At 61.9% G+C, this 11,279-nt stretch carries 8 protein-coding genes and 1 pseudogene; 2 read left to right on the forward strand and 7 right to left on the reverse strand.

From position 1 onward, the window contains the following. Positions 1–16: 16 nt before the first annotated feature. The 7 genes and pseudogenes from nusB to M3P27_11190 all read right to left on the reverse strand — a co-directional run bounded on the left by nusB (position 17) and on the right by M3P27_11190 (position 7,341). Positions 17–433 (reverse strand): transcription antitermination factor NusB, encoded by a 417-nt coding sequence (gene nusB, locus M3P27_11160; GenBank protein MDP9268866.1) that lies wholly within the window; start codon positions 431–433, stop codon positions 17–19. 177 nt (positions 434–610) lie between these two features. Then, a pseudogene (ribH, locus tag M3P27_11165) lies at positions 611–1,045 on the reverse strand (6,7-dimethyl-8-ribityllumazine synthase). A 156-nt stretch (positions 1,046–1,201) separates the two neighbouring features. Beyond that, positions 1,202–1,984 carry an enoyl-CoA hydratase-related protein gene (locus M3P27_11170; GenBank protein ID MDP9268867.1) on the reverse strand — a complete coding sequence of 261 codons (783 nt, stop codon included), beginning with the start codon at positions 1,982–1,984 and terminating at the stop codon, positions 1,202–1,204. Continuing rightward, positions 1,981–2,904 carry a 3-hydroxyacyl-CoA dehydrogenase family protein gene (locus M3P27_11175; protein MDP9268868.1) on the reverse strand — a complete coding sequence of 308 codons (924 nt, stop codon included), beginning with the start codon at positions 2,902–2,904 and terminating at the stop codon, positions 1,981–1,983. The genes M3P27_11170 and M3P27_11175 overlap by 4 nt, the downstream gene beginning before the upstream one ends. Before the next feature lie 57 nt (positions 2,905–2,961). Next, the gene (locus tag M3P27_11180) at positions 2,962–4,158 is read right to left on the reverse strand and encodes an acetyl-CoA C-acetyltransferase (protein MDP9268869.1); all 1,197 of its coding nucleotides are present in this window, start codon (positions 4,156–4,158) and stop codon (positions 2,962–2,964) included. Positions 4,159–4,266: 108 nt separating this feature from the next. Next, a complete protein-coding gene (locus tag M3P27_11185; protein MDP9268870.1) occupies positions 4,267–4,575 on the reverse strand; it encodes a hypothetical protein in 309 nt (102 codons plus the stop codon). Between the two features lie 9 nt (positions 4,576–4,584). Further along, positions 4,585–7,341, reverse strand: coding sequence for a protein kinase (locus tag M3P27_11190; protein ID MDP9268871.1), 2,757 nt, complete (start codon positions 7,339–7,341; stop codon positions 4,585–4,587). Positions 7,342–7,662: 321 nt separating this feature from the next. Here M3P27_11190 and M3P27_11195 point away from each other — a divergent pair, with 321 nt between their 5' ends. Beyond that, positions 7,663–10,224: a hypothetical protein gene (locus M3P27_11195; GenBank protein MDP9268872.1), complete on the forward strand. Its 2,562-nt coding sequence runs from the start codon at positions 7,663–7,665 to the stop codon at positions 10,222–10,224. A gap of 20 nt (positions 10,225–10,244) precedes the next feature. Then, positions 10,245–11,213: a hypothetical protein gene (locus tag M3P27_11200; GenBank protein MDP9268873.1), complete on the forward strand. Its 969-nt coding sequence runs from the start codon at positions 10,245–10,247 to the stop codon at positions 11,211–11,213. Positions 11,214–11,279: the final 66 nt, after the last annotated feature.

Genomic DNA, 11,279 nt, shown 5'->3' on the forward strand with positions numbered 1-11,279 from the left:
CCGTCTCTTTTGACGCTCAGCGCGCGGGCTGGATCTCTTTGGCGATGGAATCGAGCACCCCGTTGATGAAGTGCACCGCTTCCGGAGAAGAGAACTTGCGCGCGACCTCGAGGTACTCGTTGATCACGACCGGCTTGGGCGTCTGCGGATAGCCGAGGAACTCGGCGACGGCCGCGCGCAGCACGTTGCGGTCGACCGCGGCCATGCGGTCTACGCGCCAGTGCTCGGCATGCTTCTGGATGTGTTCGTCGATCTCGGGGGCGCGGTCGTGCGCGATGCGGAAGAGGTCGTCGGCGAACCCGCGGACCTCTTCCTCCACGTCCTTGCGCTCGCCCCAGAAGGTCTTGCGGACGTGCTCCGAGGTCTGCTTGCCCATATCGAGCTGGAACAGCATTTGCAGCGCGAATTCGCGGGATTTGCGGCGTGTGCCCATGCGGTGCCTAGACCTCGGTCAGTATCACTTCTGCCGTTTGGGATGCCCGTGCTGATCGAGCACGCGCTCCACGGTGCGGTGCAGGTCGCTAATGCGCAGCCGTTCGCGGCGGTCGCGCGCGCCTTCGGCGTCAACACTGAGGTCCGTCCGCTTATGCGCTCCACTCTTCGCGTGGATCGCCTTGCGCAATGACGCCATCTCCACGGCGGTGAGTGCGGCTTCGTATCCTTTATTACCACCCTTCAGGCCGGCGCGGTCGATGGCCTGCTCGAGCGACTCGCAGGTCAGCACGCCATACGCGTGCGGCACGCCGGTCTCTTGCGCGGATTGTCCGATGCCGCGCGTGACCTCGGTCGCGATGTGCTCGTAGTGCGTGGTGTCGCCGCGGATGATGCAGCCGAGGCAGAGGATGGCATCGTAGCGATGCGTCTCGGCCAGTTGGCGCGCCGCGACTGGGACCTCGAATGACCCCGGGACGCGAACCAGCTCGATGTGGTCGTCGTGCGCGCCCGCTTGGTGCAGCGCATCGAGCGCGGAGCTGAGCAGGCGCTCGGTGATGAACTCGTTGAAGCGTGCCACCACGATGCCAAAGCGGAAGCCTTCCGCGCGCAGCTTTCCCCCGACCGCGGCGTGCTTCGGCTTCGGCGGTGCCTCGGGTTTGTACTTCTTTGTCACAGGTAATGTTTCTCTTTTACCACGGAGACACGGAGGGCACGGAGAAGAACGGGAACCTGTTTCCTCCGTGTTCTCCGTGTCTCCGTGGTGAAACTACTTCCCCTTGAACGCCGCAGCGCGCTTTTCGAGGAAGGCCGACGTCCCCTCTTTCTTATCTTCAGTCGCGGCGACCACGGCGAAGAGTGCGGCTTCGAGGAAGAGGCCTTCGGCGAGCGGCATGTCCATGCCGTGGTTCACCGCTTCCATGGTGTACTGCACCGCCAGCGGCGCGTTGGCGATAATCTTCTGCGCGATGGCTTCGGCGCGCGCGATGAGCTCGGCTTGCGCTACGACTTCGTTGACCAGTCCGATGCGATGCGCTTCCTGCGCGGTGATCATCTCGCCGGTGAGCAGGAGTTGCATGGCGATCCCGGTGCCGACCAGGCGGGGCAGGCGCTGCGAGCCTCCATATCCTGCCATGATGCCGAGTTTTACTTCGGGCTGGCCGAGTTTTGCGTTCTCGCTTGCGAGACGGATGGTGCACGCCATAGCGAGCTCGCATCCGCCGCCGAGGGCGAATCCATTGATGCACGCGATGACCGGCTTCCCGAGGTTCTCGATCAGGTTGAGCACGGCCTGGCCTTTGTGGGTGGCGACCTTCGCCGAGACCGGATCGTGCTGGTTGAGCTCGCCGATATCGGCGCCGGCGACGAAGGCCTTCTCGCCCGACCCGGTGAGGATGGCGGCGCGGACTTCGGCTGTGTCCCGGATCGCCGTGAAGGCGGAGTTGAGGTCGTCCATCACCTGGGAGTTGAGCGCGTTGAGCTTGTCGGGACGATTGATGGTGACGTAAGCGATGGCGTTCTTGATCTCGAAAAGCAGTGTCTGAAATTTCATTTTGAACCCTCGGAGATGATCCCGCGCAGCGCGGCGTCCTGCGCGACGGGCTTCGCAGGGTCCGACCAGTCGTAGAAACCCTTGCCTGTCTTCTTGCCATACCAGCCGGCGAGGACGAGGCGGCGCAGCAGCGACGGTGACGCGAAGCGCGGCTCCTTGAACTCGTCGAACATCACCTGCGTGATGTAGTACGTGGTGTCGAGGCCGACGAAGTCGAGCAGCGTGAACGGTCCCATCGGGTATCCGCAGCCCAGCTTCATCGCCAGATCGATGTCTTCGATCGAGCCCACACCTTCTTCATACGCGCGGATGGCGTCGAGCATGTAAGGCACCAGCAGCCGATTGACGATGAACCCGGTCGTATCCGAAGTGCGCACCGGCACTTTGCCCAGTTGCTTGCCGAATTCGTAAGCGGCAGCGAAGACGGCGGGATCGGTAGCGATGGTGCGGACCACTTCGACGAGTTTCATCAGCGGCACCGGGTTGAAGAAGTGCAGTCCGATGAAACGGTCGGGACGGCCGGTCGCAGCCGCCAGCTCGGTGATGCAGATGGAAGAAGTGTTGGAGGCGAAGATGGCTTCCCGCTTCGCGATAAAGTCGATCTCACCGAAGGTCTGCTTCTTGACCTCGAGGTTCTCGATGATGGCCTCGATGATGATGTCGCAGTCGGCGAGGTCTTCCTTCTTCAGCGTCCCCTTGAGGCGGGCGCGGGCTTCTTTCGCTTTTTCCGGAGTGATAGCGGATTTCTCCGGCTTCTCGGCAAACTTGGCCAGCGACTTGTCGATGCCGGCGAAACCTTTATCGAGGAACTGTTGCTCGGTCTCGAGCACCACGACGCTGAAGCCGGCAGTGGCAGCGACTTGGGCGATGCCTGAGCCCATCAGACCGCAACCGAGGACGCCTACTTTTTTGATGGCCATGGTTTCTCCAGTTTTCCTTACATCCCGAGCCCGTCGCGGCGGGCGAGGGAGCCCGAACTAGCGTTGCAGATTCTCCACGATCACGGCGATTCCCTGTCCTCCGCCGATACACGCCGTCGCTAACCCGTACTTGCCTTTGCGGCGGCGCAGCTCGTGCAACAGCGTGATGACGAGGCGCGTCCCCGTGGCGCCCAGCGGATGGCCGAGCGCGATGGCGCCGCCATTCACGTTGACGCGCTCGCGATCGAGTCCCAACTCTTTTTCGACGGCGAGATACTGCGCCGCGAAGGCCTCGTTCACTTCGATCAAGTCGATGTCCTCGAGCTTCAGCCCGGCCTTCTTCAGCGCAGCGCGCGTTGCCGGGACCGGCCCCGAGCCCATGATCTTTGGATCGACGCCGGCGATGCCCCAGGAAACGATGCGGCCCATCGGCTTCAGCCCGCGCTTTTCCGCGTCGGCCAGCGGCATCAGGACGACGGCCGCGGCGCCATCCACGATCCCGCTAGCGTTGCCGGCGGTGATGTTTTGGCCAAACGCGGCACGTAGTTTCGCCAGGCCTTCCATCGTGGTCTCGGGACGCAGGTGATCGTCCGCCTCGAACATCTCGCCACTCGGCTCGCCCTTGCGATTGCGCAGCGGGACGGGCGTGATCTCTTCTTTGAGCCGGCAGGCCTTTTGCGCGTCGGCGGCGAGACGCTGCGAGCGCAGCGAGAATTCGTCCATCTGCTCGCGCGTGATGCCCTGCTGGTTGCCATACTCTTCCGCGGTCTGCGCCATGTAGAGGCCGCAGTAGGTATCGAGCAGCGCGACCATGAGCGAGTCTTCCATCTTGCCCTCGCCGAGACCAAAGCCCCAACGCGCGCCGCGGATGACGTGCGGCGCCTGCGACATCGCTTCCATGCCACCGGCGAGCACGGTCTTCGCTTCGCCCAGCTGGATCATCTGCGCGCCACTGACGATCGACTGCATGCCGGAGCCGCACAACCGATTCACGGTGAGCGCAGGCGTCGCGATGGGAAGGCCGGCCTTGAGCGCGACGTGGCGCGCGCCGTAGATGGAGTCTCCCGAGGTCTGCTGTGCGTTGCCAAAGACGGCGTGGTCGAACTCCTTCGCATCCACACCAGCGCGGCGAATGGCTTCCGCGGCAGCGACAGCGCCCAGTTCGTTGGCGGTGAAATCGCGCAGCTTGCCTCCGTAGCGCCCCATGGGCGTGCGCGCGCCCGAAACGATTGCGATGTCTTTTGGTTCGAGCATGAGTCCTTACAGACGAGAAGCGGTCAGGAACGAATGAGCGACCGCGTGCAAACGTTTGAGTTTAGCAGTCGCGAGGGACGAGCGGCAATGAAGGGGATTGAAACGGCCCTACGTGCCGAACTTCATCCTGATAAGTCCCGCGACCGTTCCGCCCAGCGCGCCCAGCGCGATGATGGGCAGGTACGCCTTGGTGAGGATCGCGCTGGGAAGACTAATCAGGATGCCGACGAGGAGTCCGGCGGCCCATCCTGGCCAGGGGAGGACGACCACGCACGCGAGGAAGCCGATGGCGAAGCGGTCGCAGAAAGCGCCGGCGAGTGCGGTGCGTTTGTCGGGGAACGACATGGGCAGCATCAGCAGGACGTCGATCACGCCGAAGGCAAAGCCACAGATCAGGCCGAGCACGATGCGCGACATTCTTCCCTCCTACTTCCTGAAGCCACTAAACAGTACGACGTCGAGGTTCTCGGTGCCGTGCAGGACGCCGAGCTGCTTGCCATCCGGCGAATAGGCGAACGCGAGTATGTAATCGTTGGGATCGTTGAGCGTGGTTATCTGCCGCGCCGCGCCGCCATCCAGCGGCTGCAGCCATAGGTTGCTGTTCTGGCCGCGCAACACGGAATAGATAAATCCCTTGCCGTCCGGAGTCCAAGCCAGGCTCGAAACATCCGCGACCGCGCCGACCGGCACCTGCCAACGTTGCTGGATCTGCCCATCCGCCAGGCGCAGCACCGCGAAATTCTGTTTCCGCGCCGCACCTTTGCCCTCGTTCATGAGGAAAAGAAGGCTCGCACCGTCGGGGGACGGCGTGGGTTGGAACGCGGCGGCCGGCCCGAACGCGACCGCGTCACCACCGGCGAGCGGAACGCGCATCATGCGCGCCGGCGAAACGTCTTGCGACATGTAGTACAACGACTTGCCGTCAGCCGTACACGCCGGCGCGGTGTTGAGATTCCCGTGCGTGAGTTGGCGCGTCGTCCCGTCGGCAACATTGAAATACCAGAGGTTGACGACGTTCGTGCCCTCGAGCCGCTCCACCACGAACCCATTCTCGCCGCAGCGCACTGGATTCCCGCTCGGAAGGTCGCCGGCAACGGTATCGCGATTGCCACCGTCCGCGGCATCCATCGTGGCGAGGTGTAGTTCGTTGTCCTGCACGATGAAGCGCTTGTTGGTGAGCCACGCGAACGCGCCACCGAGGTTGCGATCGTTCGTCACCTGCTTTTGCTGTGCCGGTTCAGCCGCCGCCGCGATGTAGAGCGCGCTCGTGTTGTCTGCCTGGGTCACCGCGAGTATCGTCTGCCGCGCGTCGAGGCTCATGCTCTGATACGTGTTCAGGTCACTGGTAAAGCGCACCATCTCGCCGGCAGGATACGGCTGGTAGAAGATCTGGTTGCGGGTGCCGTGCGTGAGGTCGGCGGCGAGCAGCAATAATCCCGACCCGGTGAGCCAGCGGACACCCTTGAGCAACAGCGCAGACGGCACCACCGTCGGGTTGCCGCCGCCAACCGGATATACAACGATCTCGGTGAGCGCTTCCTTCCCGAGGTGCCCCGCGGAAGCAGCGACCAGGGTTCCATCCGGCGACCAATCGGGGGCGCCGTTAGTGAATCCCTGCGCGCTCGGCCGGGTTGCGAATTCCTGCTGCCCACTGCCATCGGCATTCGCGATGATGATCGCGCTCTTCCCCGCCTCGGGGTCGTAGCGGATGAACGCTATCTTCTTGCCGTCGGGCGAGAAGGTGGCGCCGCTTCCCACATCGGCAACCACTTTCTTCACCGGACCGCCAAGTGTGGGCACAGAGTAGAGATCGAGCACCGACGGGTTATCGAACGACGTGTGCGCGAAGTAGATGTAGTCGCCGTCGGGAGTGAAAGCTATGTCGGGCTGAAAGAAGCCGGGGCCCGGCGGGATGACCTGGATGTGGCTGCCGGTGGCGACCGACTTCACCCACAAGCTGCGATCGCCTTCGCGCCGCGCGTACGCAACGTACTTGCCGTCAGGCGAGATAGCCGCGTAGACCGCGTGGCCGTGCTGCGTCATGCGTGTGAGCTTGAGCTTGTCGGTGGTGAACGGCGCGCTCGGATGGCCCAGCCACTTGAACAATCCGATAGAAACGCCGGCGATGAGTCCGATGACTACGACCAGCGTGGCCACGATGCCAAGCTTGTGCCGCCGGGCCTCGCCCATCAAGAGCTGCTGCGTGCTGGATGCGGTCTTCTGGCCCACGCGGCTGGGCGGCACGGCGGCCTGCATCCTGCCCGAGCTGGAATCGCGCGCCAAGCGGCGCAGCTCAGCGCGCATCTCCGAGGCCGACTGGTAACGCAGCTCGCGATCTTTTTCGAGCGCGCGCAGGATGATCTCGTCCAGCTTCGGCGGCAACGCGTCATTCAACTGGCGCGGCGGCGAGGGCTGATGCTCCAAGATCTTGCTGAAGACGACGGCGGGACTATTGCCGGGGAACGGCAGGTGTCCGGTGGACATCTCGTAGAGCACGGCGCCGAAACTGAAGAGGTCGCTGCGCGCGTCGAGGTCCTCGCCGCAGGCCTGCTCGGGCGACATGTAAGCGATCGTCCCCACGGTGGTGCCGGTGGAGGTAAGGCTGGCCACGGAATCGTGGGCGACATTATCCGGAGCCCCGACCGGCATGGTCTCGGCCACGGCGGAGATCTTGCGGGTCAGCTTGGCGAGTCCAAAGTCGAGGATCTTCGCTTGCCCGCGCACGGTCACGAAGATGTTGGCCGGCTTGATGTCGCGATGGATGATTCCCTTGGCATGGGCGGCGTCGAGCGCGTCGGCAACCTGCATGCCGAGTTCGAGCACGTCGGCGAGCTTGAGCGCACCGGCGGCGAGTTTCTGCGCCAGCGGCTGGCCTTCCATCAGCTCCATGACAATGAAGTTGCGGGCCGTGCCACTTGAACCAACGCCGGTTCCCAGATCAGTTTCCAAATCGGTTTCCAGACCGAAGATGGTGCAGATGTTGGGATGGTTGAGCGAGCTGGCGGCGCGCGCCTCGCGGCGAAAGCGCTCGAGCACGTCCGCATCGGAACCCATCTCGGGAGTGAGGAACTTGATGGCCACCTGGCGGCCGAGGTTGAGGTCGTCGGCAGCGTAGACCACGCCCATGCCGCCGCGTCCGATCTCGGCGGTGATGCGGTAGTGTCCGATGGTCTGCCCGATCATCCTTTATTCCTGCTCAAGTATTTCTTGCTCAAGTGGGTGAGCGAATGTAGCGCAGAGGAGCGTGTAGTGGCTAGTGGTTAGTGGATAGTCGGTCGCCCTTATCGGTGGAACAGCAGGCCTTCAGGCCCGGTCAGCCATCGCTTCGGCTCATTCGCGACCCGAGCGCGAGGCAACGAGGGAGCGTCGGGCGAGATCCGTGCGGTGGCGGACGTTTCCGCACGTTGTTCCATTTCTAGAACAGAAATGCGATTTTTTTGGCGCGAGAGATGGAGAAGCTAGAGTCCGTGGTCTGTCAGGGTCCAAGCGCGTCGGGAGGTGGTTATGAAGCTGCGTATCGCGGGCCTGCTCCTGTTCTTGTCGGTCTCTCCCTTCCTGCAATCACAGACCACTAGCCAACAGGAAGTCGTCGTGCCCTACTGGACGTCCGAGCCGGGATGGAACACCCACATCGAGATCCGCAACAATCGCCGCGACCGGGCAGTCACGGTTACGCCCACTCTGCGGCTAGCCAGCGGACGTGAAGTGCCGCTCTCGCCCATCACCGTAGACACTGCTGAATCGAAGCCTGTGAATGTGGGTCTGGCGCTGGCCGCCATCATGTCCGCGAACGCGGAGTCGGCGCCGATGTTCGGGTCGGTGATCTTGCGCTTCGACGGCGGTAGCCCGTCGAACATCTTCGCGGCGGCGATCGTGCGGCGCGTGGGATACCCCATCGCCTTTCACTTCGACGCCCTCGCGACCTACGAGTCGAGTATTCCCGGAACGCGCGAGACCTTGTGGCTCTTGCCCACGAAGGCGGCTACGACCTACGTGGTAGTCACGAACACATCCCGCAAAGGCTCGAGCGCGCGGTTCTTGGTTTCCGAGGTGAGTGGAGAGAGTGTAGCCGTGGATCGGACCATCGGCCCAGGACAGAGCGCGAGGATCAGTGTTCGCGAAGTCCTGCCCGACCTCCCCGAAAATGCGATGGGTAGCGTGTCGGTATCCATGGCAGACTCCAGCCCCGATTTCACCGTTATAGCCTTCGCCTACGATGATTCGACCGGTTTCTCCGCGGTTTCCAAAGTCTTCGAGCGAGACCCCTCCGAAAAGGTTGCGCAGATCACGCTGCGCGCACCTATGGTCGCGCTTCGTCAGCCTTCGCCTGCACTGAGCTTTCCAGCCGACACTCAACTTCAGCCGCGAATCCTCCTCAGGAACGCATCTAACTCGGCAGTGACACCGCAAATCGCCATCCGTTGGAAAGCACCCGATTCGACGGGAATGTCGGCCATAGATTCGGCAACCATCCAGCCCGGCCAGCTACGAGTTATCTCGTTGAATGACGACGCCAAGCCAGCCATCCCGGCAAATGCAGACTGGGCCGGAGTCTCCATCCAGTATTCGGGCAGGCATGGTGACCTCGTTCCCATCACCGCCAGTTACGATGAAAGCGGACGCTACGGCACGCAAACGCCATTCTCCGCGACCGTGGCTACCAGGTGGGAAGGGGGCGTGTGGCACGCGGGCGCACCGATGAACAACACCGTGATGACCGTGGGCAACGGCGGAGAGCAGGGGGCCACGGCCCTTCTAACGCTCAATCTCAATGGCGGGAAACAACACTACGAGATCGAGCGGCGGCTCGGCCCGGGAGAACAGATGTGGATAGACATCGGCGAGCTCATCCGCACCCAGGCCCCGGACCGGAACGGCACCACGTTGCCTCCGGAGACCACCCAGGGCACCTACTCCATTCGCGATCTCGATCGCAAAGTGCACGGCTTTCTCTTCGAAGGCAAGATCAACATCGATCGGACGCACGGCCATGCGATGTACGGCTGCGGGTTGTGCTGCGGCTACTTCCCGCCTGTCATGGTTCCGAGCTCTAGTACGGTCGCCGTGGGCGGAGCCGGCTTTACGCAGGAGATCCAGGCGACCGACTCGTGTTGGGGTTGGGATATCGACATGGGCGGCGAGAACTGGAGCAGCACCAACTCCTCGGTTGTCGCCGTCAGCAACGGGGTGCTCACCGGGGTGTCACCAGGGAACGTAACCGTCAATGCTTACGTGGACTACGACAGAAGTTTTGGCGGTTGCCCGCCAGTGGTAGGGCATCCAGGTTCAGGTTCGACTTCTCTCCAAGTCCAAGTTACAACTGCCGACATCGTAAGCGACCAAATCGCGGTGAGTCTCTCCCCATCGGGATTAACGGGGACCCTGACAGTTGTCACAGAAGGAACGACTTACCAGGTCTACAGTGGCACCAAGACATCGGGCACGTACACCTTCGCTTTTAATCGCCCCTCTTTGCCAGTGGGTCAGTACAGCGCCGTTAAAGCAACTTGGACCGTCAATTCACAACCTGCCTCTGGCAGCAAGTCCGTAGCTTTTTTAGTCATGGGCACATACCGGCATTCTCGGTACAACACCCCGGATGAAACCGCTTGCACCGGTGCCCAAGCGGCAGCATATAAGACGAACCCAAACCCAAGTTGCACCTTCACTCCCGTAACTCTGAAGAGCGACTTCATATCTCAGTCGTGGTTGAATGGGAGTGGAAAAGCGATTGACTTCGGCATCGAACAGAATGAGGCTTACTGCATGACTCACGGAACGCCGCCAGCCGATGCCAACGAAAGGAGTTTTCGGCCTCAAGCCATCGTTCCCTATTGCACCGGTTACAGCGTAAGCGATTCCACTGTGGCCAAAGGTGACGGCGCCCCCTTGGTGTGCGGCGATTCGGTTCTTATTCTCGGCCCCACTGCCGTAACGAAGACCGTTACCGACCGATGCGCGGCGTGCGGCAGCCTTCTACAGTTAGACAATTACACCACCCAGGCCGCGTGCACACCCGGAAGCATCCCCGATTACGGAACCTACAAGACGATTCGACTTCGGTGACCGGAAGGATGGGAGTCAACATGCGCTTTACGTCGACCGTCGCAAATGCCGGGGCGTTGCTGCTCTGTTGCCTCCTTGCCGGCCCATTGCTTCGACCCGAGCAGCAAGCGCAAAGCGCTGCAATATCTTCGGACGCATTCAGCCCGGGGCATCAGCGGCCACTCAAGGCGCGACACGGCAAAGTAGCACTTTCGCTCTTGGGAGAGGAGCCTTGTCGATCTTGTCCTGCGGGGCGCCGTTTCCGGCTACTCGTCAGCGGTGTTTCTAAACAGCCGCGTTCGTTAACTCTAGCTAACGAAACGGCACAAATTGATAGCGTCTATCTAGTGGATGCTTCTCTGACGATTATTGTGGGACGGGTTCTGGCGAACACAAGTATCGTCACTCTGATCGAAAACGATACCGGCAGCATTCGGGATTCTTTCTATTGCTTTTGGCCGGCCGTTTCCGATGACCGCAGGTATGTTGCGTATGTCAAGGTATTCCCGGCGCACTTTGTCGAGGGGGAGACGTCTGAGTACCTCCTCTACGATGTGAAGCTAACCCCTAGAGCGAATCGAATCCAACCCGCCGTCTTGCTCTCAGACCATATCAATGTGGGAAGACCCATCTATCCGCCTGGTAGCGTTAACCGGCCTGGCGACAATACGCTTGTAGCTGAGGCTGAGCGGCACGAGATTGTTGCGAACGGCTTGTACTGGCTGCCTGTCGAGAATTTGGCATTTGTTGATCGCGTCGACGGCGGATTGTTCTTGGTGGTCGCTGATCTGTCGGCGCACACTAGCGCTGCGAAGATTGCTGTGACACCTGTTCAGATCGAAGCCATCGTGGATCCTGCTCGGTGTAAGACCTTCCAAGTAGAGCCACATTTTGCCTTTCAGGTCGCTGGCATTTCGCGCGGCAGTGCCGACAACATAACTATCAACCTCGTTTCGAACTACCCAGGGTGCTTGGTGCGAAACGAGTTGACAGTTCACACCAAGAGGTAGCCCACGTAATCGTGGGCCGGCGGCCCAGGCAATGGGTGGCCCATACAAGCGTCCGCTTGTGTGGGA

It is taken from the genome of Acidobacteriota bacterium (assembly GCA_030774055.1).
Taxonomy (GTDB): Bacteria; Acidobacteriota; Terriglobia; order Terriglobales; family Acidobacteriaceae; genus JACPNR01.